Below are 25,436 nucleotides of genomic sequence, written 5' to 3'. Positions count from 1 at the left end.
CTCCACCCGTGAGGCGCAGGCCACGGGCTTCCAGCCGCTGCCGCTGCGCTGGCGGATCGAGGCGACGTTCGGCACGCTCTCGACGCGCTACCGCCGCCTGACCCGCCACTGGGAGCACAGCCCAGCGGCGGCCGAGGACAGCATTAGTATCGCCAATTGCCATAGGCTCATGCAGGCCTATGAGCGGCACCAATACAGCTCTTCATAGTCAAACAGGCTCTCAGAGCGCCTAACAGGACGGCATGATCGGGGCAGTTGGGCTGACATGGCTCGCCCGCTTCTTCCCGACGATCTCTGGACTGTGATCGGCCCGCTTCTGCCGCCGCACCCACCTCGCCCCAAGGGCGGGCGTCCTCGGCGGGACGATCGGGCTGCCCTGACCGGCATCCTGTTCGTGCCGCGCTCGGGCATTCCTTGGGAGATGCTGCCGGCCGAGATGAACTGCGGCTGCGGCATGAGTTGCCGGCGCCGACGCCCCGACAAGCTGCACGCCGACAAGGCCTACGATGCCAGGGTGCGACGGCAGGCGTGCCGGGCACGCGGGATCAGACCGCGGATTGCCCGGCGCGGTATCGAGAGGAGCGACAGGCTGGGGCGGCATCGCTGGGTGGTCGAGCGCAGCCATGCCTGGTTCAACCGCGCCCGCCGCTTGCCCATCCGCTACGAACGGCGCGCCGACACCGACGGGGCCTTCACGCTCCGCCAGGCCAGCCTCATCACCCTTCACCAGATCGAGCGGTTCTGTTAGGCGCTCTTGAGCTCTCGGGCGAGGCGACGACGTTCGCCCTCGCCGATCGGATCGAATGCCTGTCGGGGCAGAGCGATGGTCTCGAACCCCTGGCGTCGACAGGGCGTCCGGCGCATCAGCGCCGACGCCCGATATGCAGTTCCTGCCCCGCGCTGCCGCGCGGGATCACACGACCACGGCTACCTTCGCGCCGTCCAGAGTGAGCGTCACCCCGGTGATGTAGCTCGCCTTGGCGGAGGCGAGGAAGACGACTGCCGCGGCGATCTCCTCCGGCTCGGCCATGCGCCCGAGCGGGATGCCGGCCTCCGCCCGGGCCTGGGCTTCCTCGACCGTGACGCCCTGCACCGCCGCCTCGGCCTGCATGCCCTCCGTGACCCGGTCGGTTCGTGTCAGGCCTGGGCTGACGCCGACGACCCGCACGCCCTGGCCGGCGAAGGCCTGTGCCAAACCGGTGGTCGCCAGCATCAGGGCGGCGTTGGCCGCCCCGCCCGCGATGTGTGTCGGCGCCGCGACCTTGCCGCCGTTGCCGATGACGTTGACGATCACGCCCGCGCCACGAGCGGCCATCCGCTTCACCACCGGATCGAACATGTTCACGTAGGTGAAGAGCTTGGCGTCGAAGGCCGCTCGCCAGCGCTCCGGGGTGAGATCGGAGGGCGGGACGCGCCGCGCGGCGCCAGCGCTGTTGACCAGCACGTCGACCGGTCCGAGCTCCGCCTCCAGCGCGTCGAGGGCCTCGAGCGCCTGGACCGGGTCGACGAGGTCGGCGGCATGGCCTGCGACGGAGCCGAGCGCGGCGCGGGCGCGATGGAGGTTCTCCATCGAGCGCGAGACGATCCCGACCCTCGCCCCTTCGTCCAGGAAGGCGCGGGCGCAGGCGAAGCCGATTCCCTTCGAGCCGCCGGTGATCAGCACCACCTTGCCGTCGAGTCCGAGTTGCATCTGCGTTCCCTCTCCATCCTGCCGTTCCCGCATGGTCGACGACGAGCGCGAGATCAGGAAGCGTCCTTTCGTAGCCCGGCCCGATCCCGGACGATCCGCCCCCCGTGACTTGTCCACGCCGCCCTTAGACAAAGGAGGACAACAACGAAGACACCTGGGAGAAACGACCATGGACCGCGATGATACCTTCGCCGGACCCGAGGCCGACCGCGCGCGGCGCGATACCCTCTCCGACGCGCTGCGCCGCGCCGCCCGGCGCCACCGCGGCCGCACCGCCCTGTCCTTCGCCGAGCGACGCTGGAGCTTCGTCGACCTCGACCGCGCCGTCGACCGGGTCGCCCATGGGCTGATCGGGGCGGGGCTCGCCCGCGGCGACCGGCTCGGGGCGCTCGGGCGCAACTCGGATGCCTACCTGATCCTGTGGCTCGCCTGCGCGCGGGCCGGCCTCATCCACGTGCCGATCAACTACGCGCTGACCGGGCGCGAGCTGCGCTACATCGTCGAGCAGTCGGGCGCCCGCGCGGTGATCGTCGATCCGGCCCTCGCCGGCAACGCCCGCGAGGCGCTGGCGGAGGGGAGCGCGCCCTGGTTCGGCACCCTGTTCGGCGGCACCGGCCTCGACGTGCTGAGTCTCGCCACCGCGGAGGGTGAGGTCGCCCCGGTCGAGGTCCCGCTGGCGGAGGCGGACGTCGTCCAGCTCCTCTACACCTCGGGCACCACCGCGGCGCCGAAGGGCGCCATGATGACGAGCCGGGGGCTGATCGCCGAATATCTCAGCTGCATCCTCGCCCTTGATTTCGGCCCCGGGGACCGGGCGCTCGCGGCCCTGCCGCTCTACCACACGGCGCAGATGCACGCCTTCACCATGCCCCAGCTGCTCGCCGGGGCCGAGACGGTGCTGATCGAGGCGCCGCAGCCCGAGACCTGCCTGCGGCTGATCGAGGAGCACCGCCTGACCTCGTTCTTCGCGCCGCCGACGGTCTGGATCAGCCTGTTGCGCTCGCCCGATTTCGCCCGGCGCGACCTCACGTCCCTGCGCCACGTCTATTACGGCGCCTCGATCATGCCGGTGCCGGTGCTCGAGGAATTGCGCGCCCGCCTGCCCGGGGCGCGGCCCTACAATTGCTACGGCCAGAGCGAGATCGCGCCGCTCGCCACGGTGCTGCGCCCCGAGGAGCACGACGACAGGCCGGCCTCCTGCGGCCGGCCGGTCTTCAACGTCGAGACGCGGGTCGTCGACGACGCCATGCGCGACGTCGGCCCGGGCGAGCGCGGCGAGATCGTCCACCGCTCGGCCCAGCTGATGGCCGGCTACTGGGACAAGCCGGAGGAGACCCGTGAGGCGTTTCGCGGCGGCTGGTTCCATTCCGGCGATGTCGGGATCATGGACGAGGAAGGCTTCATCACCGTCGTCGACCGGGTGAAGGACGTCATCAAGACCGGCGGCACCATCGTGGCGAGCCGCGAGGTCGAGGAGGTGCTGTTCACCCATCCGGGCGTCTCGGAGGTGGCGGTGATCGCCCTGCCGCACCCGAAATGGATCGAGGCCGTGGCCGCCGTGGTGGTGCTGCGCCCGGGGGCGGAGGCCGACGCCGAGGCGCTGATCGCCCATTGCCGCACCGGGCTCGCGCCGTTCAAGGTCCCCAAGCGCATCCTGTTCCAGGACGACCTGCCCCGCAACACCGCGGGCAAGCTGCTCAAGCGCGAGCTGCGGACGCAGTATGCGGCGCTGGACTGGCCGGGGGAGGGGGTGCGGGGCGGGTGATACGTTGTCCGCTTGCTCCGTTCGAGCAAAAAGGAGGGCGCTCCCCCCTCTCCCGTGTGGGAGAGGGGCCGGGGGTGAGGGCGGCACGCTCCAGTGTGAAACCAAGAGTTTCGTGCTGGTCGCGTGACGCTCGGAGCTAGAGCCAGAACCGGAGCACCCTCACCCCTACCCCTCTCCCACACGGGAGAGGGGATCCCGCGCCTGATCTTGAAGGGGGTTTGTTTTCGACCTCAGCCCTCCACCTGCTCCAGATACGCCCCGTACCCCTCCGCCTCCATTCGCTCGCGCGGGACGAAGCGCAGCGAGGCGGAGTTGATGCAGTAGCGCAGGCCGCCGCGGTCGCGCGGGCCGTCCGGGAAGACGTGGCCGAGATGGCTGTCGCCGTGGGTCGAGCGGACCTCGGTGCGCACCATCCCGTGGGAGATGTCGCGCAGCTCGGCGACGTGGGCCGGCTCGATCGGCTTCGTGAAGCTCGGCCAGCCGCAGCCGGATTCGTACTTGTCGGAGGAGGCGAAGAGCGGCTCGCCCGAGACGACGTCGACGTAGATCCCCGGCGCCTTGTTCTCCAGGTATTCGCCGGTCCCGGGCCGCTCGGTGCCGTTCTGCTGCGTGACGCGGTACTGCTCCGGCGTCAGCCGGGCGATGACGGCTTCATCCTTCTGGTAGGTCGGCATTCGGGTGTCTCCGAGACGATCGTGGTCGGGGTCCATATGGGGTCGGCCGCTCGTCGCGACGACCGCGCCGGTCACGGCTTCGGCGGCGCGCCGGAATGGCCCTCGTGGCGGTCGCGGTGGGCGGCGGCGCGGGCGAGCACCAGCAGGGTGACCGGGGTGGTGACGGTGAGGAACAGGCCGATCAGCGCGTCGCGCAGGACGAGGCGGCCCTCGATCGCCGAGAGGAGCAGCATCGAGCCGCACAGGATCAGGGCCGTCCCGAGCGTCGCGCCGAGCGTCGGGGCGTGGACGCGCTCGTAGAAGGTCTTGAGCCGGACGAGGCCCAGCGCCCCGGTGAGCGAGAAGCCGGCGCCGGCGAGCACCAGGGCGACGACGAGCCAGGCGGCCCAGAGCGGCAGGTCGGCGCCGGTCACTGGATCACCTCGCCCTGCATCAGGAACTTCGCCAGGGCGACGGTGGCGGTGAAGCCGATCATGCCGATGATGAGCGCCGCCTCGAAATAGAGGCCGCTGCCGGTGCGCATGCCGTGGACCACGATCGTCAGCATGCCGTTGAGATAGAGCGTGTCGAGGCCGAGGATGCGGTCATGCGCCCGGGGGCCGCGCAGGATCCGCCAGGCGGCGAGCGCCATCGCCAGCACGAGGGCGCCCTGCGCGAGGCCGAGGCCCCAATCGAGAACCGTGGCGGCGCTCATGCGAAGATCTCCATCAGGGGGCGTTCGTAGCGGTCCTTCACCCGCCGCACCCACTCGTCCCCGTCGGTATAGTCGAGCACGTGCAGCAGCAGGTGGCCGGTATCGGAATCGTACTGCACCCAGAGCGTGCCGGGCGTCGCCGTGAGGATGATCGCCAGGACGGTGAGGCCGAACGGCTCGCGCAGGTCGAGGGGAATCGTCACGAAGCCCGTCCGCCGCTCGCCGCGCCGCAGGCCGAGGATGATCCGGGCGACGTCGAGGTTGGAACGCACCATGTCGACGAGGACGATCACCGTCAGCCGCGCGAGCGCGAAGGGCGCACGCACCCGGACCGCGCGCGGGCTCAAGGGCCGCATCGCGTGCGGGACCGCCAGGCCGACGGCCAGCGCCAGGAGGACGTGGCCCGGGGTCGGCGGCGCGTTGAGGAGGAGCCAGGTCGCCGCGAGCGCCACCGAGAGCACGGGATAGGGCAGGACCCGGTTCACCGCGCGCCCCCGTCGAGCACCGCCGCGACGTAGGCCTGGGGCGCCGTGAGCCACTGCGCCGTCGCATCGGCATAGGCGAGCGCCGGCCCGCCCCAGAGCGCGAGGCCGAGGCAGGCGGCCAGGAGCCCGGCGAGCGCCGTCAGCTCGGACAGGCGCAGGACCGGCGGCGGATCGTCGTGCGGGACCCACAGGTTGAGGATGCCGAGCCGCACCATCGGCATCAGGGTGCCGAGGCTCGACAGCGTCAGGACCGCGATCAGGCCCCAGCCCGCCGCGGTGATCGTGCCGGCGGTCAGCCCGATGAAGATCGCGAGCTTGCCGACGAAGCCCGGCAGCGGCGGCACCCCGGCGAGCACCAGGGTGCAGAGGAGGAGACCGATCCCGAGGATCGCCACCCCGGCGGGGATTGCCCGGCCGATCTCGGTCGCGTCGGCATCGTCGAAGGGGTCGCGGTACTCGTCGGCGAAGACCGGCTGCGCCGCCTCGACCGGATCGCGGCCGCGCTGGAGGATCTCGGCCAGCAGGAACAATGCGCCGGCCGCGAGCGTCGAGCCGACGAGGTAGTAGAGCGCGCCGGCGAGCGCCGCCGCGCTCCCGGTGCCGAGCACGGCCAGCACCGTCCCCGACGAGATCATCACGGCGTAGCCCGCCGCCCGGGTGAGGTCGCGGGAGGCCAGGATCCCGACTGTGCCGAAGGCGATGGTGGCGAGCCCGGCGGCCAGGATCGCGCCCTGCCCGAACCCCGCCGACAGGCCGGCCCCGAACAGGAGCAGGCTCAACCGCACCACGACGTAGACCCCGACCTTCGAGAGGATCGCCAGGATCGCGGCGGCGGGCGCGCTCGCCGCCGCGTAGGTGGTCGGCAGCCAGAAGCCGAGCGGCCAGGCGCTGCACTTGATCAGGAAGGCGATCCCCAGCACCGCGCAGCCGACCTCGAACAGGGCGAGCTCGCCCGCCTCGGGCGCGGCGAGGCGCCGGGCGAGGTCGGCGAGGTTGAGCGTCCCCATCGTGCCGTAGATCAGGCTGACGCCGATCAGGAAGAACAGCGAGGCGACGAGGTTGACGACGATGTAGCCGAGGCCGGCGCGGATCCGGGTCTCTCCCGAGCCGTGCAGCACGAGCCCATAGGAGGCCGCCAGCATCACCTCGAAGAACACGAACAGGTTGAACAGGTCGCCGGTGAGGAAGGCGCCGTCGACGCCCATCAGGAGGAGCAGGAACAGGCCGTGGAAGCGCGGCCCGGCCCGGCCCCAGCGGGCGAAGGAGAAGACGAGCGCACAGAGCCCGAGCAGGGCGGCGAGCGCCAGCATCATCGCCGAGAGCCGGTCGGCGACGAGGACGATGCCGTAGGGCGCCGGCCAGTTGCCGACCCGGTAGATGTCCGGCGCGACCGTCGTCCGTCCGACGAGCACGAGGGCGATCCCGAGGAGCGCCAGCATCGTGGCGAGGCTCAAGCCCTCCTTCAGCCGGCGCCGGCGCTCGTCGAGGAGGAACATCGCGCCCGCCACCGCCATCGGCAGCACGACCGGCAGCACGACGAGGTGGTCGGACCAGGCGAGGGTGGCGGTCGGGGGCAGCACCGGTAGGGTCATTGCAGGGGAATCATGGATGCGGCTCGCGCCCGTCGACGTGGTCGCTGCCGGTGACGCCGCGGGCGGCGAGCAGCACCACCAGGAACAGCGCGGTGAGGGCGAAGCTGATCACCAGGGCGGTCAGGACCAGGGCCTGGGTCACCGGGTCGTCGACGAAGACGCTGTCGGTCCCGGCGCCGAGCACCGGCGGCGCGCCGACGGTCAGGCGGCCCATGGCGAAGATGAACAGATTGACGGCGTAGCTCAGGAGGGAGAGCCCGAGCGCGACCTGGAAGCTGCGCGGGCGCAGCATCAGCCACACCCCCGCCGCCGCCAGCACGCCGATGCCGAGGGACAGGACCAGCTCCATCAGGCGGTCTCCTCGCTGGCCGCGCGCTCGGCCTCGGCCGCTGCCACGCGGGTGCGGCGCAGGGATTGGTGGGCGAGGGCGACGAGCATCAGGGCGCTCGCGCCGACCACCAGGACCATGATGCCGAGATCGAACACCAGGGCGCTGGCGACCGGGACCTTGCCGATCAGCGGCGCCTGCCAATAGGCGAAATAGGCGGTGAGGAACGGGCGGCCGGCGAGCCAGGACCCGGCCCCGGCCAGCACCGCGACGAGGAGGCCGAGGCCGATCCAGGCGATCGGCTGGATCCGCAGGCGCGCCTCCACCCAGGCGGCGCCGAACGCCATGTATTGAAGCATGAAGGCGATGGTGAGCGCGATGCCGGCCGCGAAGCCGCCGCCGGGCAGGTCGTGCCCGCGCAGGAACAGGTGCAGGGCCAGAAGCAGGATGAACGGGAACAGCCAGGTCGCCACGAGCCGGGGCACCAGCAGGGCGTCCGCGGTGGTATGGCCCGGCTCGCGGCCCTCGCGGCGCCGGTCGTCGGCGTCGTGGCGGCGCTGCTGGGCCGGCTGCTCCAGGCTGTCGGGGGCGGGGCGGAAGCGGCGCAGCAGCGCGAACACCGTCAGCCCGACGATCCCGAGCACGGCGATCTCGCCGAGCGTGTCGAAGGCCCGGAAATCGACCAGCAGCACGTTGACGACGTTGCGCCCGCCGGCCTGCGGATAGGCCTCCTCGACGAACCAGCGGCCGATCCCGTCGACCGCCGGCCGGGTCATCACCGCGTAGGAGATCCCGGAAAGGCCGAGGCCCGCGACGCCCGCGATGACGAGATCGGTGATGCGGCGCCGGCGCGCCCGCGTCCGCTCGGCGGCAGGTACCGGGATACCCCGGTCGCGCTTCGGCAGCCAGCGCAGGCCCAGCAGCAGCATCACCGTGGTGACGATCTCGACGAGGAGCTGGGTCACCGCGAGGTCGGGCGCGGAGAGCCACAGGAAGGTGAGGCTGCTGACGAGGCCCGCCCCGCCGACCAGGATCACCGCCGACAGGCGGTGGTACTTCGCCCGCTCCGCTGCGCCGACGGCGCAGGCCGCACCCACGAGCCACATCAGGGCGAAGGCAGGATCGAACGCCGTCGACCGGCCGGCGGCGAACAGGTCGAGCCCGCGCGCCACGCCGACAGCCGTCGCCGCCGCGAGGGCGGCGAGGAACAGGATGCGCAATTGCGGCTGCAACTGCTCGGTGCCGAGCCACGCCTCCAACCGGCGGGCGCCCCTCACGAGGCCGGTCATCCCGCGCTCGAACAGCCAGCCGCCGTCGAGCCGGTGCATCAGCCAGGGCCCGCCGCGGGGATTGGTGTTGATGCGCCGCCCGAAGACCCGATAGAGCGCGACGCCGCCGAGGAGCGCCAGGACGCTCATGGCGAGCGGCGCGTTGAAGCCGTGCCAGATCGCGAGGTCGTAATCGGGCATCCGCTCGCCGAGGACGGCGCGGGCGGCGCCGGCGAGGACCGGCCCGATCGTGAGGTTCGGCACGAGGCCGATCGCGATGCAGACCAGCACCAGCGCCTCGATCGGGATCCGCATCCAGCGCGCCGGCTCGTGCGGCGCGTGCGGCAGGTCATGGGGCGGCGGCCCGAAGAAGGTCTGGCGGATGAAGCGCAGGGAGTAGAGCACCGTGAAGGCGCTCGCCAGCGTCGCCAGCACCGGCAGGGCGAGGTTGAGCCAGTGGTCGCCGGTGTTGTCGACGGCCTCCGCCAGGAACATCTCCTTCGACAGGAAGCCGTTGAGCAGCGGCACGCCGGCCATCGCCGCGGCGGCGACCATCGCCAGGGTGGCGGTGTAGGGCATGGCGCGCCACAGGCCGCTGAGGCGGCGCATGTCCCGCGTTCCGGTCTCGTGGTCGATGATGCCGGCGGCCATGAACAGCGAGGCCTTGAAGGTCGCGTGGTTCACGGTGTGGAAGATCGCCGCCACGACGGCGAGCGGGGAATTCAGGCCGAGCAGGAGGGTGATCAGCCCGAGATGGCTGATGGTCGAGTAGGCGAGCAGGCCCTTGAGGTCGTGCTGGAAGATCGCGCTCCAGGCCCCGACCAGCATCGTCGCGAGGCCGGCGGTGCCGACGATCCAGTACCAGCTCTCGGTGCCGGCGAGCACCGGCCAGAGCCGGATCATCAGGAAGATGCCGGCCTTCACCATCGTGGCCGAGTGCAGGTAGGCGCTGACCGGTGTCGGCGCCGCCATGGCCCGCGGCAGCCAGATGTGGAACGGCAGCTGCGCCGACTTGGTCAAGGCGCCGGCCAGCACCAGCACCAGGGCCGGGAGGTAGAGCGGGCTCCGGCGGATCGCCGGGCCGGCGGCGAGCACCGCGTCGAGCTCGTAGCTGCCGGCGATGCGGCCCAGCAGCACCGCCCCGACCAGCAGGCAGAGGCCGCCGGCGGCCGTGATGGTGAGCGCCATCCGGGCCCCGTCGCGGGCCGAGGCGTTGTCGGACCAGTAGCCGATCAGCAGGAACGACACGACGCTGGTCAGCTCCCAGAACACGACCAGCTGGATCAGGTTGCCGGACAGAACGATGCCCAGCATCGCGCCGACGAAGGCGAGGAGGTAGCAATAGAGCCGCGGGATCGGATCGGCGGCGGCCATGTAGTAGCGGGCGTACAGGACGATGAGGGCGCCGATCCCGAGCACCAGGACCGCGAAGATCCAGGCCAGCCCGTCGAGCCGCAGGACGAGGCGGAGGCCCAGCGCCGGCAGCCAGTCGATCGCGGCGGCCACCGGGGCGGGCCCGGTGGCGAGGGGATAGAGCAGGACGATGCAGGCGAGGCCCGCCACCGTGACGAAGCCGGCGAGCCCGGCGGCCGCGTTGCGCGCGTGGCCCGGCAGACCGAGCGCGACGGCGCTGCCGAGGAAGGGCAGGAGCGCCGCGAGGACGAGGAGCGGTTCGGGCGGCATCGAGACGAGGATCGGGACCGGTTGGCGTGGGGCAGGCCGCGCCCGTGCCGATGCGCTCAGCGGCGCGCCGGGGACGGGATCGGGGCTGCGGGAGCGACGCAGTCGGGCCGCGCGTGTCGGTTCAAGGTAGGCCCGGCGGGCGGGGCGGCAAGGGAAGGGGCCGTCCGCCGGCGCCGGCCCGTCGATCCGCCTCAGCTCGCCTGAGCGCTCGGCCATGCTCCGTGCCCGGGCCATGCGGTGCGCCCGGGCCGCGCCTCGCGCACGCAGTCGCGGCCCGCCTCCTTGGCGGCGTAGAGCGCGGAATCCGCCTCCGGCAGGGCCGCCTGCGCGCTGCCGAACGCCTCGCAGGCGGCAAGGCCGACCGAGACCGTCACCCGCCCGAGCCCCGGAATGCCGTCGCAGGCGAGGCCCGACACCCGGCGGCGGATGGCCTCGGCGAGGGCCGGCCCGTCCCGTGCATCCGGTGGCGACCGGACGAGGCAGATGAATTCCTCGCCCCCGAACCGGCCGACCGGGTTCTGGGGGCCGGCCTCCGCCACGATGGCGGCGGCGACCGCCTTGATCACGCCGTCGCCGGTCAGGTGGCCGAACGTGTCGTTGATCGCCTTGAAGCGGTCGATGTCGATCATCACCACCGCCCGGATGGTCCTGGCCTCGGCCGGACGGGAATCGTCCCCCGCGATCAGGTCGCCGATGTGACGTCGGTTGAAGACCTCCGTCAGCGGATCGCGGATCGCGAGCGTGCGCACCGTCTCGTTCATCCGGGCGAGGCCGGCGATGGCGAGGCCGCGCTCGTAATCGACCAGGAACACGAAGACCGTCAGGCAGGCGACGAGGCAGATGATGCCGATGCTGTAGATGGTCTGCAGCTCGACCTCGTCGAAGGTCCTCGGCGTCATCCAGGCATGGCCCGCGATCCCCAGCACGACGACCGCCGCGACGGTGGCGAGGGTCCATGCCAGGCCGCAGGCGAGGCCGCCGGTCATGATCGCCAGCACCGGCACCGAGGCGAGCCATGCGCTTCCCGGCGACAGGATGGTCCCGAAATAGACGACCTCGTAGGATTTGAATCCGAACAGCGCCACCAGAAACAGCTCTCGCCCGAGCCGGAGGCTGCCGCTCCAGCGGGAGATCAGCGGAGCGGCGATGAGGAAGACGCCGGACACGACCAAGGCGGCGACGAGCGGCCACATCGCATACCAGACGAACATGACGAGGAAGCCCGGGACGGCGATCCCGGCCAGGACGGACAGCCGCTGCAGGCGATCGCCGTAGGTCGCGTCGGCGTTCAAGGCCTCGGCCTGGGGTGTGAGGAGCAGGCGGCGAAGCCGCCTCTTCAAGGCCTGGACCATGCCGCCTCCTGCCGTGACGACCGAACCGGCGTACCGGGGCGGTTCCTTCTAGCGCCTGACGTTGAGGAATGGGTTGCCAGAACGGAGATGACCCGGAAATTTTGACCGTGATACCGCCGCGCCGTCGAACGGATCCGTGCGACGGCGCACGGCATGCCCGAACGGGCGCCGGCGCTGAAGCGCCGGACGCCTTGGCATCGACGTATCGAGGCCAAGGCGCGAGGGTATGAGACAGACGCCGTCGCCGAGGACGCCGTCGAGGGCCCCGACGCGGCCGCGCGACGCGATCTCCGGGCCGTGGCACGGCCGCTCCGCGATCCCGCTCAGCCCGTCACGGCCTCGCTCCGCAGCCAGTCGCACAAGGTCGCGGCGGAGTCGGTCAGCCCGGAGGCGCGGGGATGGATCAGTCCGTAGCGGGTGCCGTCCGGCATGAACCCGCAGGGCGCCGCGAGCCGGCCGAGCGCGACGTCGGCGCTCACGATGATCTCGGGGGACAGCGCGACGCCGAGGCCGCCGAGCGCCGCCTCGGTCATCAGGAAATGGTGGTCGAGGAGCCGGAGGCTCCGCGGCCGCGGGACCTGCGGGTGCGCGCCGAGCCAGTCCGGCCAGGCGTTCGGGCGGGTCCGGGAGCCGAGGGCGACATAATCGCCGAGGGCGAAGCGGTCGCGCAGGCCGGGGGCCAGCACCGGGCCGACCCGCTCGGGCATCAGGTCCTGCACCGACCAGGCCGGGTCGAGCGCGAAGTCGAGCCGCCGGATCGCGAGCGTCACCCGCTCGCGGCCGAAATCCAGGCTGCCGCCGCCCGTCGACAGGTGGATCTCGATCGCGGGATGACGGTCCTGGAAGGCGGAGAGCCGCGGGATCAGCCATCGCATCGCCAGCGAGCGCTCGCAGGACAGGACGATGGGGCTCGATCCCGACCCGGCCCGGATCGCCGACAGGCTGTTCTCGATGATTGTGAAGGCCGTCGTCGTCGCCTCGGACAGGGCGGCACCGTCCCGGGTCAGGCGCAGGCCCCGGCCGGCGGGCTCGAACAGCCGGAGGCCGAGATCCTCGGACAGCTTCGCGACCCGGCGGCTGACGGCACCGTGCGTCAGCGACAGCTCGACCGCCGCCTGTCGGACGGAGCCGAGGCGCGCCACCGTCTCGAAGGCCCGCAAATCGTCCAGCGAGGGTACGTCCGCGCGCTTCATCGGTGATCCCTCGTCACCGGAATACGTCAGACCATCTCGCTCGTCCAGGAGGCCGCGGCCGGTATGGTGGCCCTCGGCCCGCCGCGAGGACGATCATGCCCGACGCCCCCCTGTCCGATCTCCCCCTCGCGGTGACCATGGGCGATCCCTCCGGCATCGGTCCGGAGATCGTCGCCCGCCTGTTCCTGCAGCGGCCCGAGCGGCGGCACGGAATCGTGGTCGGCGATCCCCTGGTGATGGCGGAGGCCGTCCGGCGTCTCGACCCGGGGGGCCGAGTGCGGCGGCTCGACCGCGTCGAGGCGGCGCGGTTCGCGCCCGGCCTCCTCGAGGTGCTGCCGAGTTCCGCACTCGCGGTCCTGCCGCCGGTCGGGCGGGTCTGCGCGGCGAGCGGACGCGCGGCCTACGCGGCGATCGTGGCGGCGATCGGGCTGGCGCGGAGCGGCCGCGTCGCCGGCCTCGTCACGGCGCCGATCCACAAGGAGGCGCTGGCGGCGGCCGGCCTCGCCTATCCGGGCCATACCGAGATCCTGGCCGAGCATGCCGGCGGCGCCCGCGTCGCGATGATGCTGGCCAACGACGAGATCCGCACCGTCCTGGTGACGATCCACTGCGCGCTGTCGGAGGCGATCCGGCGCGGCGACTTCGCGGCCCAGATGACGGCGATCCGCCTCGCCCACGGGGCCGGGCGATCCCTCGGCATCGCGGCGCCGCGGGTGGCGGTGGCGGGGCTCAACCCCCATGCCGGCGAGGGCGGCCTGTTCGGCGACGAGGAGATCCGGATCATCCGCCCGGCGATCGAGGCGGCGCGGGCGGAGGGCATCGACGCCTCCGGTCCGTGGCCGGGCGACACCGTGTTCATGCAGGCGCGCCGGGGGCGGTTCGACGTGGTGGTGGCGCAGTACCACGACCAGGGCCTGATCCCGGTGAAGTATCTGGGCCTGGAGAGGGGCGTGAACGTCACGCTGGGCCTGCCCTTCGTGCGCACCAGCCCCGATCACGGCACCGCCTTCGACATCGCCGGCCGGGGACTGGCCGATCCGGCGAGCCTCGCGACCGCCTTCGCCTATGCGGAGCGGCTGATCGCCCGCCGCGGGGCAGCGCCCGCGACGATCCCTGCCCGCGACCTTTGACCTCGACCGAATTTCTGCGACGATCCGGCCGCGACAGCGTCGGACATGCGCGAGCGGGGAGCCGCCATCCATGACAGCGTTCGACTTCATCTTCATGCTGACCCGGAACGACCGCACGGTGCAGGATGCCGCCGGCCACGTCGCGACGGCCCTGGCCTCGGGCATCCGGCATATCGGGTTCAAGGATGTCGGCCTGCCCTTCGCGGCCCTGCACGACCTCGCCCAGGCGATCCGACGCGGCGGCGCGACGACCTATCTGGAGGTCGTCTCCCTCGACCGGGACAGCGAGATCCGCTCGGTGACCGCGGCTGTGGAACTCGGGGTCGATTACCTGCTCGGCGGCACCCACGCCGACGACGTGCTGCCGCTGCTGGCGGGGACCGGCATCCGCTACTATCCCTTCCCGGGCCGCATCGTCGGCCATCCGAGCCGGCTCGAAGGGACGCATGCCGAGATCGTCGCCAGCGCCGTCGCGCTCGCCGCGCGCGACGGCGTCGCGGGCCTCGACCTCCTCGCCTACCGCTCGTCGCTCAACGTGCCCGCGCTCATCGCCGCCGTCTGCGCGGCGGTGGCAAAGCCGGTGATCGTCGCGGGCTCGGTCGACAGCCCGGCCCAGGTGCGGGCGATCCGCCGGGCGGGTGCCGCCGCCTTCACCATCGGCACCTCCGCCCTCGACGGCCGGTTCCCGGCGGCGGGCCCGGCGCTGGACCTGCAATTGCGGGCGATCGACCAGGCGGCGGCGTAGAGCGGGGTTCGAGGTGGTCCACACTCAGGTTGATCCGACCCACCCCTTTCCCGGACGACTGTAGCGTCAGCGGAAGGAGATCCGGGATCCAGCACAAGAAGTCGCGAAGCGTCTGTCTCTTTGCAACGTCGCAAAATTTGAGCCGCTTAGCGGCACTTCTCCCCTGGATCCCGGATCTCCTTCCACTTCGTTTCAGTCGTCCGGGAAAGGGGAGGCTATGGCAATGGTCGTGCTCAATTTGCTCCGACAGAGCTGACTCCCTGCTGCCGCTCAGAACCCCACCAGCGAGTCCCGCACCGCCGCGACGAGATCCAGGGCGACCGGGGAGGGGCTGCGCTGGGGCGGGAACACCGCGGCGAACTCGAACTCGATGCGCGGCACGAACGGCCGCACCACCACCCCGCGGCCCTCGAATTCCCGCGCGGTGAACGGATCGGAGATCGACACCCCGATTCCCGACGAGACCAGCCCGCAGAGAATTTCCGACAGGGCGGTCTCGATGCGCAGGATGCGCGGGACCCCGTCGCGGTGGAAGGCCTGGTCGACGAGGTGGCGCCCGGTCGAGCCGGCGGTGAGCGACACGAAGGTCTCGTTCGCGAAGTCCCGCGGCGTCAGCTCCGCCTTCTCCGCCAGCCGGTGGCCCTCCGGCAGCACCGCGACCCGGGCCACCGCGGGCAGACGCTGGCTCGGCACGCCGGCATGGGCGATCGGCACCTCGGCGAATCCGACGTCGCATTGGTTGTTCGTCACCCAGTCGACGACGATCGGCGAGATCACCCCGAACAGCGACAGATTCAGGTTCGGCCGGTCTTTCAGAAAATGCCCGGTCAGCCGCGGCAGGAAGCCGTTGGCGATGGCCGGCAGGGCCGCGACCCGCAGGAAGCCGGTGCGCCGGGAGCGGATCTCCTCGGCCGCCGCCCCGATCCGCTCCAGCCCGACGAAGGAGCGCTCGACCTCCGTGTAGAGCGCGGTGGCGGCCGCGGTCGGCACGAGGCCTGTGCCGCGCTTCTCGAACAGCGGCATGTTGAGCTCAGCCTGCAGATCGCGGAGCAGGCGGCTCACCGCGGGCTGCGTCACCCCCATCAGGGCGGCGGCCTCGGTGACGCTGCCGGTCAGCATCGTGGCGCGGAAGGCCTCGACCTGCCGCAGGTTGATCCGTGCCATCCCGCCTCCCGTCCCGGGCCAGTGTCGAACCATAACATTTCGACATGAACGGCGCGCCATTTCGCATTGGACGAGTCCGAACCGGCTCGGCACCTTTTGCCCAACGGCGCGGCACCGCGATGCCCTGGTGAATTCTTGCGCAGGATCTCTGGCGCAGGATCCCTTGCGCAGTCGCGCCGGTCCCGTTCCCGCGAGTGGAGACAGGTCCTTGGTGAAGCAGCTCGGCCTCCTGACCGCCCTCGGCCTCACGGCCCTGGCGACCTCCCTCGCGCCCGCGGCGGCGCAGCAGAAGACGCTCTACGTCGCCGGCTATGGCGGCTCGTTCGAGAAGACGATCCGCACCGAGGTGATCCCGGCCTTCGAGAAGGCCAACGACGTCAAGGTCGAGTACGTCGCCGGCAACTCCACCGATACGCTGGCGAAGCTCCAGGCGCAGAAGGGCAACCAGCAGATCGACGTCGCCATCGTCGATGACGGCCCGATGTACCAGGCGATCCAGCTCGGCTTCTGCGATCGTGTCGAGGGCCTGCCGGGCGACCTCTACGACCTCGCCCGGTTCAAGGACGACCGCGCGGTGGCGACCGGCCTCGTCGCCACGGGGCTGATGTACAACACCAAGGTCTTCGCCGAGAAGGGCTGGGCCCCGCCGACCTCCTGGAACGACCTCAAGGACCCGAAGTATCGCCAACAGCTCGTCATCCCGCCGATCAACAACACCTACGGGCTCAACCTGCTGGTGATGCTGGCGCGGATGAACGGCGGCAGCGAGAAGACCGTCGACACGGCGTTCAAGATCGTCAAGTCCGAGATCAACCCGAACGTGCTCGCCTACGAGCCGTCGCCCGGCAAGATGACCGAGCTGTTCCAGTCCGGCCAGGCGGTGATCGCGGTCTGGGGCACCGGCCGGGTTCAGGGGCTGGCCAATACCGGCTTCCCGGTCGATTTCGTCTACCCGAAGGAGGGGGCCGTCGCCCTCCTCACCGCCGCCTGCCCGGTGGCGAAGCCGAAGGCCTCGCCCCTCGCCAACGCCTTCATCAAGGCGCTGCTCGACCCCAAGGTGCAGCTGACGATGCTCAAGGAATACGGCTACGGCCCGGTGGTGAAATCGGTCGATGTCCCGCCGGAGGCCGTCAAGATGGCTCCCGTCGGCGCCCGCGCCGCGGCGCTGGTGACGCCGGACTGGACGGTGGTGAACGAGAAGCGCGAGGAGTGGACGAAGCGGTGGAACCGGGAGGTCGAGCGGTAAGTCCGCCGGGTCCCGATAAGCTCATGGAATGCCGCGTCGAGCGCGGGGTTTCCCCCCTCTCCCCGCGGGCGGGGAGAGGGCCGTGTCCCTGTCCAGGGGACACGGCAAGCGAAGGCGAAGCCGGAGCGAGGGTGAGGGGGTCTCGACGAGCGAGGCTCATCCGGAAACACCCCCTCACCCTCGCCCTGCGGGCTCGCTGTCTGCACGACAAGGTGCAGACAGCCCTCTCCCCGCCCGCGGGGAGAGGAGGAGGCCGCGCCTCTTCTTGTCCCGGATAGCCCCGGATATTCTGCGCATGACCACACCTTCCCGCTCCACCACCCCGCTCCTCGAACTCGACCGCGTCGCCAAGGCCTTCGGCAGCCACGTCGCGGTCGAGGATTTCAGTCTCGCGGTCGCGCCCGGCGAGTTCATCTCGTTCCTCGGCCCCTCGGGCTGCGGCAAGACCACGACGCTGCAGATGATCGCGGGCTTCCTCGCCCCCTCCCGCGGGACGATCCGCCTGGAGGGCCGCGACCTGACCCAGGTCCATCCGTCGAAGCGCGGCCTCGGCATCGTCTTCCAGAGCTACGCCCTGTTCCCCCACATGACGGCCGCCGAGAACGTCGCCTTCGGCCTCGAGATGCAGCGGGTGTCGCGATCCGAGCGCACCGAGCGGGTCCGCGCCGCGCTCGCGATGGTCGGGCTCGCCGGTTACGAGGACCGCCACCCGCGCCGGATGTCCGGCGGCCAGCAGCAGCGGGTGGCGCTCGCCCGGGCGCTGGTCATCCGCCCGAGCGTGCTGCTCCTCGACGAGCCGCTGTCGAACCTCGACGCCAAGCTGCGCGAGGAGATGCAGATCGAGCTGCGCCAGATCCAGCGCAACCTCGGCACCACCACGATCCTCGTCACCCACGACCAGGGCGAGGCTTTGTCGCTGTCTGACCGGATCGTGGTGATGAGCAAGGGCCGCATCGAGCAGATCGGCACGCCGCAGGACACCTACGAGCGCCCGGCCTCGGCCTTCGCCGCGCAGTTCCTCGGCAAGACCAACGACTTTTCCGCCCGGATCGAAGGTGCGTCTCCCGCCCGGATCGTCGCCGGCGGCTGGAGCGCGCCGGCCCCGGTCGGGATGCGCGGCCCGGTGACGCTCAGCGTCCGCCCCGAGCGGATCGGATTCTCGGAAGAAGGTCTGCCGGGACGGGTCGCCGCCCGCATCTTCCAGGGCAACCACTGGCTGTTCCAGTGCGAGACCGAATGCGGCCCGGCGATCGTGGTGCGTCCCAATGACGGGCTGCCGCAGCCCGGCGAGGGCGAGGCGGTGCGGCTCGCCTGGCGTCCCGAGGACATGAGCCTGCGGGCGGGAGCCGCCGCGTGAGCGCCGCCGCGACCACGACGCTCCCTGCCACCCCCGCAGCGACGGCCCCCGAGCGCCGGGCGAGCCGCGCGCCGCTCTGGCTGATCCTGCCGGCCCTCCTGCTCTTTACCGGCATCGTGCTGGTGCCGCTGGCGATGACGGTGCTGCTGTCGTTCCACGATTGGGGCCAGTACAAGGGCATCGAGCCGGTTCTGGTTCTCAAGAACTGGCACGAGATCGCGACCGATCCGTACTACGCCGAGATGTTCGGGCGCACGCTGCGCATCGCGCTGATCACCACGGTCGCCACCGCTTTGCTCGGCGCGCCGGAAGCCTACATCCTCAACCGGATGAGTGGGCGCTGGCGCGGGATCTTCCTGCTGCTGATCCTCGGGCCGCTCCTGATCTCGGTGGTGGCGCGCACCCTCGGCTGGGCCCTGCTGTTCGGCGGCGCGAACGGCCTCGCCAACAAGCTCCTGATGTCCCTCGGGCTGATCGCGTCGCCGCTGCCGTTCCTGTTCACCGAGACCGGCGTGGTCATCGCCCTCGTCCACGTGATGATGCCGTTCATGGTGCTGTCGGTCTGGGCCGCGCTTCAGCGCCTCAACCCTCAGGTCGAGCACGCGGCGATGTCGCTCGGGGCCGGCCCGCTCACCATCCTGCGCCGCATCGTCCTGCCGCAGGTCATGCCGGGCGTCTTGTCCGGCGCGATCATCGTGTTCTCGCTCTCGGCCAGCGCCTTCGCGACGCCGGCGATCATCGGCGGGCGCCGGCTCAAGGTCGCGGCGACGCTCGCCTACGACGAGTTCCTCAACACGCTGAACTGGCCGCTCGGCGCCGCGGTGGCGGTGCTGCTGCTCTTGGGTCTCATCCTGATCGTCGTCGGCGCCAATGCGCTGGTCGAGCGTCGCTACGCGGAGGTGTCGCCATGAGCCGCAACGGCCCCCTCGCGCTCGCGTTCCACGGCCTGTTCGTCACCTTCATGCTGGCGCCGATCGTCGTCGTCTGCCTCGTCGCCTTCACGCCCGAAGGCTTCCTGTCGCTGCCGACGAACGGATTCTCGCTGCGCTGGTTCAGGGCGATCGCCGACTACCCCGAATTCGTCCACGCCTTCTGGGTCAGCCTCGGGCTCGGTGCGCTGTCCTCGCTCGTCGCCGTGCTCGTCGCGGTGCCGGCGGCACTCGCGCTCACCCGCTACCCGGTGCCGGGTAGGGGCGCGCTCCAGGCCCTGTTCCTGTCGCCGCTGATGATCCCGCACGTGGTGCTCGGCGTCGCCTTCCTGCGCTTCTTCACGGCGCTCGGCCTCGGCGGCACCTTCCTGGCGCTGCTCGCCGCCCACATCGTCGTGGTGTTTCCCTTCGCCTTCCGGCTGACGCTCGCGGCGGCCTCCGGCCTCGATCCGGCGCTGGAGCGCGCCGCGATCTCCCTCGGGGCCGGTGGGTTCACCCTGTTTCGCCGGGTGACCCTGCCGCTGATCCTGCCCGGCGTGGTGAGCGGCTGGGCGCTCGCCTTCATCCAGTCCTTCGACGACCTGACCATGACGGTCTTCCTCGCCGCGCCCGGCACCGAGACGCTGCCGGTGCGCATGTTCCTCTACATCCAGGACAACATCGATCCCCTGGTGACCTCGGTCTCGGCCTGCGTGATCGCGATTACCATGGTGTTCCTCGTCGTCCTGGACCGCCTCTACGGCCTCGACCGCGTGCTCGCCGGCAAGGGAAGCCACTGAGGGCCGCCACCGACCGCGACGCGTAAGGAGTTCACATGTCCAAGGACTACGACGTCGCCGTCGTCGGCGGCGGCCTGCTCGGCTCGGCCATCGCCTGGGGCCTCGGCCGGCTCGGGCAAAGGGTGGCCGTCCTCGACGAGGGCGACATCACCAAGCGCGCCTCGCGGGCGAACTTCGCCCTCGTCTGGGTGCAGAGCAAGGGCCTCGGGATGCCGGCCTATACCGGCTGGACCGTCCGCGCGGCGAAGAGCTGGGCCCAGCTCGCCGCCGCGCTCCGCGAGCAGACCGGGCTCGACGTGGCGTTGCAGCAGAACGGCGGCTTCCACATCACGCTGGGCGACGACGAGTACGGCCGCCGCGCCGACCTCGTCACCCGGATGCACAACCAGACCGGCGCCGCCGATTACCGGATGGAGATGGTCTCGCGGGCGCAGATCGACCGGACCCTGCCCGGCCTCGGCCCCGAGGTCTCCGGCGGCAGCTTCTGCCCCCTCGACGGCCACGTGAACTCGCTGCGCACCTACCGGGCCTTCCATGCCGGGTTGAAGGCCTTCGGCGTCGATTACCTGCCCGAGCGGCCGGTCTCGGCCATCACCCGCGAAGGGGCTGAGTTCCGCCTCGCGACCCCGGCGGGCGAGGTGCGGGCGGCCAAGGTGGTTCTCGCCGCCGGCAACGCCAACCAGACGCTCGCGCCGATGGTCGGCCTCTCGGCGCCGATGGGCCCGACGCGCGGCCAGATCGTCGTCACCGAGCGGACTGAGCCCTTTCTGCCCCACCCGCTTTCGACCCTGCGCCAGACCGACGAGGGCACGGTGATGATCGGCGACAGCAAGGAGGACGTGCTCGACGACCGCGCGATGCGCCAGGGCATCAACGCCGTGATGGCCGACCGGGCGCAGCGCACCTTCCCGCATCTCGCCCGGCTCAACGTGGTGCGCAGCTGGTCCGGCATCCGGGTCATGCCGCGGGACGGCTTCCCGATCTACGACCAGTCCGAGACCCATCCCGGTGCCTTCGTGGCCTGCTGCCATTCCGGCGTGACGCTGGCCTCCAACCACGCCTTCGAGATCGCCCGCATGGTGGCGGGCGGTGCTCTGGAGCCGGACTTGGTCGGCGCCTTCACGGCGAAACGGTTCGAGGCGGCCGAGAGCCGGGCCGGGAGCGGGTATTACTGAGCAATGGAAGTCTTCCGGTCGGTCGTCCCACCCACGGCTTCACCCTGATCCGATGCGTTCGTCGATCGAAGATCGACTGACCTCGGCGGAGGCCTCCAGAGATCACGGAAGCTTCTGGACTCCTCCTTCGAGGCTGACGCGAGCGGCAGCGATCTCCGACCGCCGGTCATCTCCAGGAGGAGGCTCCGGGTAGGACGGACTGAAAAATCTTCGAGCAGATCCTGACAGTAAACCACGGCCCCCGGGCCCGGAGACGCCCATGTTCAAGCGATCCGACCACGACACCAGACCCATCGTCCGCATCCTCGTCGAAGGCACAGCCGTCGAGGCGCGAGCCGGCGACACCGTGTCGGCCGCGCTGCTGGCCTCCGGCCGCGACGTGCGCCGGCTCACCGCGGTCAGCGGGGCGCCGCGGCTGCCCTACTGCATGATGGGGGTGTGCTTCGATTGCCTCGTCACCATCGACGGCGTCGGCAACCGCCAGGGCTGCCTCGTGCCGGTGGCGGACGGGATGCAGATCGAGATCCAGAAGGGCAAGCGGGAGATCGGCCGATGACCAACGCCCCGAAGCGCGACGCCTACGACGTCGTGGTGATCGGCGCCGGCCCGGCGGGCCTCGCCGCCGCCAGCACCGCCGCGAAGGCCGGCCTCACGGTCCTGCTCCTCGACGAGAATGCCGGCCCCGGCGGCCAGGTCTGGCGCGCCATCACCTCGACCCCGCTCGCCGACCGCCGGCAGCTCGGCCCCGATTTCTGGAGCGGCGAGGATCTGGTCCGGAGCCTGCGCGAGAGCAACGCCGAGGTGATCCATCGCGCCACGGTCTGGAGCCTCGACCAGGCGCTCGAGATCGGCGTCTCGGTCGGCGGCGGCTCGGCCTTCGTGTCGGCGCGCCGGGTGATCCTGGCGACCGGCGCCCTGGAGCGGCCGTTCCCGATTCCCGGCTGGACCCTGCCCGGCGTGATGACCGCCGGCGCCGCGCAGACGCTGCTCAAGTCCTCCGGCCTAGTGCCGGACGAGCCGACGGTGATCGCCGGCCAGGGGCCGCTGCTCTGGCTCCTCTCGGCGCAGATCCTGCGCCTCGGCGGCCGGATCGACCGGATCCTCGACACCACCGAGCGCAGGAACATCGCCGTCGCCCTGCCGCACGCGCTGGCCTTCGCGACCTCGCCGTATTTCCGGAAAGGTCTCGCCCTGATGCGCGAGGTGAGGGCCAAGGTGAAGGTCGTCTCCGGCGTCACAGCGCTCGACGCGCGAGGGGAGGGGAGGCTGCAAAGCGTCACCTACCGGGTCGGCGCGCGGGAGGAGACGCTGCCGGCCTCGCTGCTCCTCCTGCACCAGGGCGTGGTGCCGAACGTCAACCTGGCGATGGCGGCGGGCGTCGCGCATGCCTGGGACGACGTCCAGCTCGCCTGGCTGCCGGTGCTGGGCGAGGACGGCGCGACCTCGGTCGAAGGGATCGCGGTGGCGGGCGACGGGGCCGGCATCGGCGGGGCGGAGGCCGCGGCGCTGCGCGGCCGCCTCGCGGCGCTCGCCGCGGTCGCGGCCCTGGCGCCGGCGGCGCTGACGACGCTCGAACCGGTCGCCAGCGTGCGGGCCGAACTCGTCCGCGCCGAGCGCGGCCGGCCGTTCCTCGACCTGCTGTTTCGCCCCGCGAAGGCGTTCCGCATCCCCGCCGACGACACGATCGTCTGCCGCTGCGAGGAGATCACCGCCCGCGATATCCGCGAGTCGGTCGCCATGGGGGCGACCGGGCCGAACCAGCTCAAGGCGTATCGGCGCACCGGCATGGGCCCGTGCCAGGGCCGGCTCTGCGGCCTCACCGTCACCGAGCTGATGGCCGAGGCGCGGGGGAAGACGCCGCAGGAGATCGGCTATTACCGCCTGCGCGCCCCGGTGAAGCCGATCGCCCTCGCCGAGCTCGCCGCCCTGCCGACGACGACGGCCGACACCGACGCGGTGGTGCGCGGATGACGATCCGCAAGGATGCCATCGTGGTCGGGGGCGGCATCCACGGCTGCTCGACCGCGCTCCATCTCTGCCGGGCCGGGCTCGAGCCGGTCCTGATCGAGAAGGACTATGCCGGCCGCCACGCCTCCGGCGTCAATGCCGGCGGGGTGCGCCAGCTGGCGCGCCACGTCGCCGAGATCCCGCTCTCGATCCGCTCGATGGACATCTGGGAGCGGATCGCCGATCTCGTCGACGACGAGTGCGGCTTCGAGAGCCACGGCCAAGTGCTGGTCGCCGAGGATGCAGGCGAACTCGCGGCCTGCGCGGAGCGGGTCGAGGATCTCCAGGGCCGCGGCTTCACCCACGAGGAGCTGATCGACGGGGCGGAGCTGCGCCGGCTGGTGCCGGCGGTGGCCGAGACCTGCCCCGGCGGCGTCGTCTCGCGCCGCGACGGCGCGGCCCAGCCGGCCCGCACGGTGGCGGCGTTCCGGCGCAAGGCGGAAAGCCTCGGCGCGACCCTCCGCGAGGGCGAGCCGGCCAGAAACGTGCGCCGCACGGAGGGGCTGTGGCACGTCGATGTCGGGTCCGACACCTATGCGGCGCCGGTGCTCGTCAACGCCGCCGGGGCCTGGGCCGGGCGCATCGCCGCCGATCTCGGCGAGCCGGTGCCGGTCGAGACCGTGGCGCCGATGCTGATGATCACATCAAAGGTGCCGCACTTCATCGATCCGGTGGTGATCCTGCGCGGCCGCAAGCTGTCGTTCAAGCAGTTCGGCAACGGCACGGTGCTGATCGGCGGCGGCCACCTCGCGGTGCCGGACCAGGACCGGGGCACGACGGTGCTCGACTGGCGGCGCCTCGCCGAGAGCGCCCGCACGGTGTTCGAGCTCTTCCCGGTGATGCGCGACGCCCAGATCCTGCGCGCCTGGGCCGGCATCGAGGCCAAGATGAAGGACGACCTGCCGGTGCTCGGGCCGAGCGCCCGGCATCCGGGCCTCTACCACCAGTTCGGCTTCTCGCTGCACGGCTTCCAGCTCGGGCCGGCGGCGGGCGCCGTCATGGCCGAACTCATCGTCGAGGGCGGCACCCAGACCCGGATCGGCGCGCTCGGCATCGAGCGCTTCCGGTCCTGACCGTCAAGGAGAGTGCAATGACCATCACCCGCCAGATCCGCACGCCGATCATGCATCGTGCCGTCGAGGTGAACGGCCTCGTCTTCGTCGGCGGCACCATCGCGGACGACACCTCGGTCGCGATGGGCGCGCAGACCGAGAACATCTTGAGCAAGATCGCGGGTTACCTCAAGGAGGCCGGCACCGATGCCTCGCGCATCGTCTCCGCGACGATCTTCGTGACCGACCTGTCGCACAAGAAGGAGATGGATGCCGCCTGGACTCGCTTCTTCGGCGACGACCTGCCGGCGCGCGCCACCGTCGGCGTGGCCGATCTCGGCGGCGGCGCCCTCATCGAGGTCGTGGTGACCGCCGCGAAGTAGGGCGACGGCCGGCCGCACGTCCCTCCCGGCGCCGGCCGTGTTGACAGGCGAGCCGGCTACCCTTAGACAGCCGCTCACCGACGGGGCGCCGCGACGAGCGGCTCCGCCCCACGGACCTTCCGAGAGACGACGAAGCAAGGGCCAGGGCAACCCGGCGCTGCTTTCCGTTCTCTGGAAGGTCGAGATCTGGCCCTGGCCCGATCGGCTCTTTGACAAGTGCATACGAGAAAGAGAAGCGTGGACGGCGTCGTCCCTGCGGGCTGGTTCTTCGCGAACCAGCTGTGAGTAGGATGATGCTGGTCTGACGTTTCGGTGCTCACACGATCAGGTGGAAACGCCGATCGGTTGTGAGCCTCCGTTTATGTTGTGATCAGCTATGATCAGCTCTTCAACTTGAGAGTTTGATCCTGGCTCAGAGCGAACGCTGGCGGCAGGCTTAACACATGCAAGTCGAGCGGGCCCTTCGGGGTCAGCGGCAGACGGGTGAGTAACGCGTGGGAACGTGCCCTTCGGTTCGGAATAACTCAGGGAAACTTGAGCTAATACCGGATACGCCCTTATGGGGAAAGGCTTGACTGCCGAAGGATCGGCCCGCGTCTGATTAGCTAGTTGGTGAGGTTACGGCTCACCAAGGCGACGATCAGTAGCTGGTCTGAGAGGATGATCAGCCACACTGGGACTGAGACACGGCCCAGACTCCTACGGGAGGCAGCAGTGGGGAATATTGGACAATGGGGGCAACCCT

24 protein-coding genes, 1 rRNA gene and 1 pseudogene are annotated in these 25,436 nt (G+C 71.1%); 15 read left to right on the top strand and 11 right to left on the bottom strand.

Going from position 1 to position 25,436, the window contains the following annotated elements:
* A pseudogene (locus tag FF100_RS34710) lies at nucleotides 1-208 on the top strand (IS5-like element ISMpo5 family transposase); the annotation flags it as partial.
* A 57-nt stretch (nucleotides 209-265) separates the two neighbouring features.
* Complete coding sequence (locus tag FF100_RS34705; RefSeq protein ID WP_139040563.1) at nucleotides 266-748, top strand: transposase; 483 nt, start codon at nucleotides 266-268, stop codon at nucleotides 746-748.
* 165 nt (nucleotides 749-913) lie between these two features.
* Here the strand turns inward: FF100_RS34705 and FF100_RS34700 are convergent, their stop codons facing one another.
* Complete coding sequence (locus FF100_RS34700) at nucleotides 914-1,690, bottom strand: SDR family oxidoreductase (RefSeq protein ID WP_139040562.1); 777 nt, start codon at nucleotides 1,688-1,690, stop codon at nucleotides 914-916.
* A 169-nt stretch (nucleotides 1,691-1,859) separates the two neighbouring features.
* Here FF100_RS34700 and FF100_RS34695 point away from each other — a divergent pair, with 169 nt between their 5' ends.
* On the top strand, nucleotides 1,860-3,455 hold the full coding sequence (locus tag FF100_RS34695) for a fatty acyl-CoA synthetase (RefSeq protein WP_139040561.1): 1,596 nt from the start codon (nucleotides 1,860-1,862) through the stop codon (nucleotides 3,453-3,455).
* Nucleotides 3,456-3,685: 230 nt separating this feature from the next.
* Here the strand turns inward: FF100_RS34695 and msrB are convergent, their stop codons facing one another.
* The 9 genes from msrB to FF100_RS34650 form a co-directional block, all read right to left on the bottom strand.
* Nucleotides 3,686-4,129 (bottom strand): peptide-methionine (R)-S-oxide reductase MsrB, encoded by a 444-nt coding sequence (gene msrB, locus FF100_RS34690; RefSeq protein ID WP_139040560.1) that lies wholly within the window; start codon nucleotides 4,127-4,129, stop codon nucleotides 3,686-3,688.
* Between the two features lie 71 nt (nucleotides 4,130-4,200).
* The gene (mnhG, locus tag FF100_RS34685) at nucleotides 4,201-4,542 is read right to left on the bottom strand and encodes a monovalent cation/H(+) antiporter subunit G (protein ID WP_139040559.1); all 342 of its coding nucleotides are present in this window, start codon (nucleotides 4,540-4,542) and stop codon (nucleotides 4,201-4,203) included.
* Nucleotides 4,539-4,823: a K+/H+ antiporter subunit F gene (locus FF100_RS34680; protein ID WP_139040558.1), complete on the bottom strand. Its 285-nt coding sequence runs from the start codon at nucleotides 4,821-4,823 to the stop codon at nucleotides 4,539-4,541. Before FF100_RS34680 ends, mnhG begins: the two co-directional genes overlap by 4 nt.
* Nucleotides 4,820-5,308 (bottom strand): Na+/H+ antiporter subunit E, encoded by a 489-nt coding sequence (locus tag FF100_RS34675; protein WP_139040557.1) that lies wholly within the window; start codon nucleotides 5,306-5,308, stop codon nucleotides 4,820-4,822. Before FF100_RS34675 ends, FF100_RS34680 begins: the two co-directional genes overlap by 4 nt.
* Nucleotides 5,305-6,900: a monovalent cation/H+ antiporter subunit D gene (locus tag FF100_RS34670; protein WP_139040556.1), complete on the bottom strand. Its 1,596-nt coding sequence runs from the start codon at nucleotides 6,898-6,900 to the stop codon at nucleotides 5,305-5,307. Before FF100_RS34670 ends, FF100_RS34675 begins: the two co-directional genes overlap by 4 nt.
* A 10-nt stretch (nucleotides 6,901-6,910) precedes the next feature.
* Nucleotides 6,911-7,249 carry a Na+/H+ antiporter subunit C gene (locus FF100_RS34665; protein WP_139040555.1) on the bottom strand — a complete coding sequence of 113 codons (339 nt, stop codon included), beginning with the start codon at nucleotides 7,247-7,249 and terminating at the stop codon, nucleotides 6,911-6,913.
* Nucleotides 7,249-10,179, bottom strand: a complete 2,931-nt coding sequence (locus FF100_RS34660; protein WP_139040554.1) for a monovalent cation/H+ antiporter subunit A — start codon at nucleotides 10,177-10,179, stop codon at nucleotides 7,249-7,251. Before FF100_RS34660 ends, FF100_RS34665 begins: the two co-directional genes overlap by 1 nt.
* A gap of 191 nt (nucleotides 10,180-10,370) precedes the next feature.
* Nucleotides 10,371-11,531, bottom strand: coding sequence for a GGDEF domain-containing protein (locus FF100_RS34655; protein WP_139040553.1), 1,161 nt, complete (start codon nucleotides 11,529-11,531; stop codon nucleotides 10,371-10,373).
* Between the two features lie 323 nt (nucleotides 11,532-11,854).
* Nucleotides 11,855-12,724: a LysR family transcriptional regulator gene (locus FF100_RS34650; RefSeq protein ID WP_139040552.1), complete on the bottom strand. Its 870-nt coding sequence runs from the start codon at nucleotides 12,722-12,724 to the stop codon at nucleotides 11,855-11,857.
* Between the two features lie 95 nt (nucleotides 12,725-12,819).
* Here FF100_RS34650 and pdxA point away from each other — a divergent pair, with 95 nt between their 5' ends.
* Both pdxA and FF100_RS34640 read left to right on the top strand, forming a co-directional pair.
* Nucleotides 12,820-13,854, top strand: coding sequence for a 4-hydroxythreonine-4-phosphate dehydrogenase PdxA (pdxA, locus tag FF100_RS34645; RefSeq protein WP_246102720.1), 1,035 nt, complete (start codon nucleotides 12,820-12,822; stop codon nucleotides 13,852-13,854).
* Nucleotides 13,855-13,924: 70 nt separating this feature from the next.
* Nucleotides 13,925-14,599 carry a 4-hydroxythreonine-4-phosphate dehydrogenase gene (locus FF100_RS34640; protein WP_139040551.1) on the top strand — a complete coding sequence of 225 codons (675 nt, stop codon included), beginning with the start codon at nucleotides 13,925-13,927 and terminating at the stop codon, nucleotides 14,597-14,599.
* A gap of 270 nt (nucleotides 14,600-14,869) precedes the next feature.
* On the opposite strand, the gene FF100_RS34635 is transcribed toward FF100_RS34640, so the two are convergent.
* Complete coding sequence (locus FF100_RS34635) at nucleotides 14,870-15,763, bottom strand: LysR substrate-binding domain-containing protein (RefSeq protein ID WP_139040550.1); 894 nt, start codon at nucleotides 15,761-15,763, stop codon at nucleotides 14,870-14,872.
* Nucleotides 15,764-15,974: 211 nt separating this feature from the next.
* On the opposite strand from FF100_RS34635, the gene FF100_RS34630 reads away from it, so the two are divergent.
* The 10 genes from FF100_RS34630 to FF100_RS34585 all read left to right on the top strand — a co-directional run.
* Nucleotides 15,975-17,009 carry an ABC transporter substrate-binding protein gene (locus FF100_RS34630; RefSeq protein ID WP_139040565.1) on the top strand — a complete coding sequence of 345 codons (1,035 nt, stop codon included), beginning with the start codon at nucleotides 15,975-15,977 and terminating at the stop codon, nucleotides 17,007-17,009.
* 295 nt (nucleotides 17,010-17,304) lie between these two features.
* A complete protein-coding gene (locus FF100_RS34625) occupies nucleotides 17,305-18,366 on the top strand; it encodes an ABC transporter ATP-binding protein (RefSeq protein WP_139040549.1) in 1,062 nt (353 codons plus the stop codon).
* Nucleotides 18,363-19,277, top strand: coding sequence for an ABC transporter permease (locus tag FF100_RS34620; RefSeq protein ID WP_171070458.1), 915 nt, complete (start codon nucleotides 18,363-18,365; stop codon nucleotides 19,275-19,277). Before FF100_RS34625 ends, FF100_RS34620 begins: the two co-directional genes overlap by 4 nt.
* Nucleotides 19,274-20,074, top strand: a complete 801-nt coding sequence (locus tag FF100_RS34615; protein ID WP_139040548.1) for an ABC transporter permease — start codon at nucleotides 19,274-19,276, stop codon at nucleotides 20,072-20,074. Before FF100_RS34620 ends, FF100_RS34615 begins: the two co-directional genes overlap by 4 nt.
* Before the next feature lie 35 nt (nucleotides 20,075-20,109).
* Nucleotides 20,110-21,249 (top strand): NAD(P)/FAD-dependent oxidoreductase, encoded by a 1,140-nt coding sequence (locus FF100_RS34610; RefSeq protein ID WP_139040547.1) that lies wholly within the window; start codon nucleotides 20,110-20,112, stop codon nucleotides 21,247-21,249.
* A 259-nt stretch (nucleotides 21,250-21,508) separates the two neighbouring features.
* The gene (locus FF100_RS34605; RefSeq protein WP_139040546.1) at nucleotides 21,509-21,805 is read left to right on the top strand and encodes a (2Fe-2S)-binding protein; all 297 of its coding nucleotides are present in this window, start codon (nucleotides 21,509-21,511) and stop codon (nucleotides 21,803-21,805) included.
* Complete coding sequence (locus FF100_RS34600; protein ID WP_139040545.1) at nucleotides 21,802-23,220, top strand: FAD/NAD(P)-dependent oxidoreductase; 1,419 nt, start codon at nucleotides 21,802-21,804, stop codon at nucleotides 23,218-23,220. Before FF100_RS34605 ends, FF100_RS34600 begins: the two co-directional genes overlap by 4 nt.
* Nucleotides 23,217-24,329, top strand: a complete 1,113-nt coding sequence (locus FF100_RS34595) for an NAD(P)/FAD-dependent oxidoreductase (protein ID WP_139040544.1) — start codon at nucleotides 23,217-23,219, stop codon at nucleotides 24,327-24,329. Before FF100_RS34600 ends, FF100_RS34595 begins: the two co-directional genes overlap by 4 nt.
* Before the next feature lie 17 nt (nucleotides 24,330-24,346).
* Nucleotides 24,347-24,691, top strand: a complete 345-nt coding sequence (locus FF100_RS34590) for a RidA family protein (protein ID WP_139040543.1) — start codon at nucleotides 24,347-24,349, stop codon at nucleotides 24,689-24,691.
* 389 nt (nucleotides 24,692-25,080) lie between these two features.
* Nucleotides 25,081-25,436 (top strand): 16S ribosomal RNA (locus FF100_RS34585); the annotation flags it as partial.

The organism is Methylobacterium terricola (assembly GCF_006151805.1).
In the GTDB taxonomy this organism is placed as follows: domain Bacteria; phylum Pseudomonadota; class Alphaproteobacteria; order Rhizobiales; family Beijerinckiaceae; genus Methylobacterium; species Methylobacterium terricola.
The sequence above is the reverse complement of the archived record's forward strand: the minus strand, read 5'-3'. Positions and strand labels throughout refer to the sequence as shown.

What these genes read in the sequence shown, in the direction of transcription:
- FF100_RS34705 (WP_139040563.1), top strand. Translation starts at nt 266, where the DNA reads ATGGCTCGCCCGCTTCTTCCCGACGATCTCTGGACTGTGATCGGCCCG.
- FF100_RS34700 (WP_139040562.1), bottom strand. Translation starts at nt 1,690, where the DNA reads ATGCAACTCGGACTCGACGGCAAGGTGGTGCTGATCACCGGCGGCTCG.
- FF100_RS34695 (WP_139040561.1), top strand. Translation starts at nt 1,860, where the DNA reads ATGGACCGCGATGATACCTTCGCCGGACCCGAGGCCGACCGCGCGCGG.
- msrB (WP_139040560.1), bottom strand. Translation starts at nt 4,129, where the DNA reads ATGCCGACCTACCAGAAGGATGAAGCCGTCATCGCCCGGCTGACGCCG.
- FF100_RS34680 (WP_139040558.1), bottom strand. Translation starts at nt 4,823, where the DNA reads ATGAGCGCCGCCACGGTTCTCGATTGGGGCCTCGGCCTCGCGCAGGGC.
- FF100_RS34670 (WP_139040556.1), bottom strand. Translation starts at nt 6,900, where the DNA reads ATGACCCTACCGGTGCTGCCCCCGACCGCCACCCTCGCCTGGTCCGAC.
- FF100_RS34665 (WP_139040555.1), bottom strand. Translation starts at nt 7,249, where the DNA reads ATGGAGCTGGTCCTGTCCCTCGGCATCGGCGTGCTGGCGGCGGCGGGG.
- FF100_RS34660 (WP_139040554.1), bottom strand. Translation starts at nt 10,179, where the DNA reads ATGCCGCCCGAACCGCTCCTCGTCCTCGCGGCGCTCCTGCCCTTCCTC.
- FF100_RS34655 (WP_139040553.1), bottom strand. Translation starts at nt 11,531, where the DNA reads ATGGTCCAGGCCTTGAAGAGGCGGCTTCGCCGCCTGCTCCTCACACCC.
- FF100_RS34650 (WP_139040552.1), bottom strand. Translation starts at nt 12,724, where the DNA reads ATGAAGCGCGCGGACGTACCCTCGCTGGACGATTTGCGGGCCTTCGAG.
- pdxA (WP_246102720.1), top strand. Translation starts at nt 12,820, where the DNA reads ATGCCCGACGCCCCCCTGTCCGATCTCCCCCTCGCGGTGACCATGGGC.
- FF100_RS34640 (WP_139040551.1), top strand. Translation starts at nt 13,925, where the DNA reads ATGACAGCGTTCGACTTCATCTTCATGCTGACCCGGAACGACCGCACG.
- FF100_RS34635 (WP_139040550.1), bottom strand. Translation starts at nt 15,763, where the DNA reads ATGGCACGGATCAACCTGCGGCAGGTCGAGGCCTTCCGCGCCACGATG.
- FF100_RS34625 (WP_139040549.1), top strand. Translation starts at nt 17,305, where the DNA reads ATGACCACACCTTCCCGCTCCACCACCCCGCTCCTCGAACTCGACCGC.
- FF100_RS34615 (WP_139040548.1), top strand. Translation starts at nt 19,274, where the DNA reads ATGAGCCGCAACGGCCCCCTCGCGCTCGCGTTCCACGGCCTGTTCGTC.
- FF100_RS34610 (WP_139040547.1), top strand. Translation starts at nt 20,110, where the DNA reads ATGTCCAAGGACTACGACGTCGCCGTCGTCGGCGGCGGCCTGCTCGGC.
- FF100_RS34605 (WP_139040546.1), top strand. Translation starts at nt 21,509, where the DNA reads ATGTTCAAGCGATCCGACCACGACACCAGACCCATCGTCCGCATCCTC.
- FF100_RS34600 (WP_139040545.1), top strand. Translation starts at nt 21,802, where the DNA reads ATGACCAACGCCCCGAAGCGCGACGCCTACGACGTCGTGGTGATCGGC.
- FF100_RS34595 (WP_139040544.1), top strand. Translation starts at nt 23,217, where the DNA reads ATGACGATCCGCAAGGATGCCATCGTGGTCGGGGGCGGCATCCACGGC.
- FF100_RS34590 (WP_139040543.1), top strand. Translation starts at nt 24,347, where the DNA reads ATGACCATCACCCGCCAGATCCGCACGCCGATCATGCATCGTGCCGTC.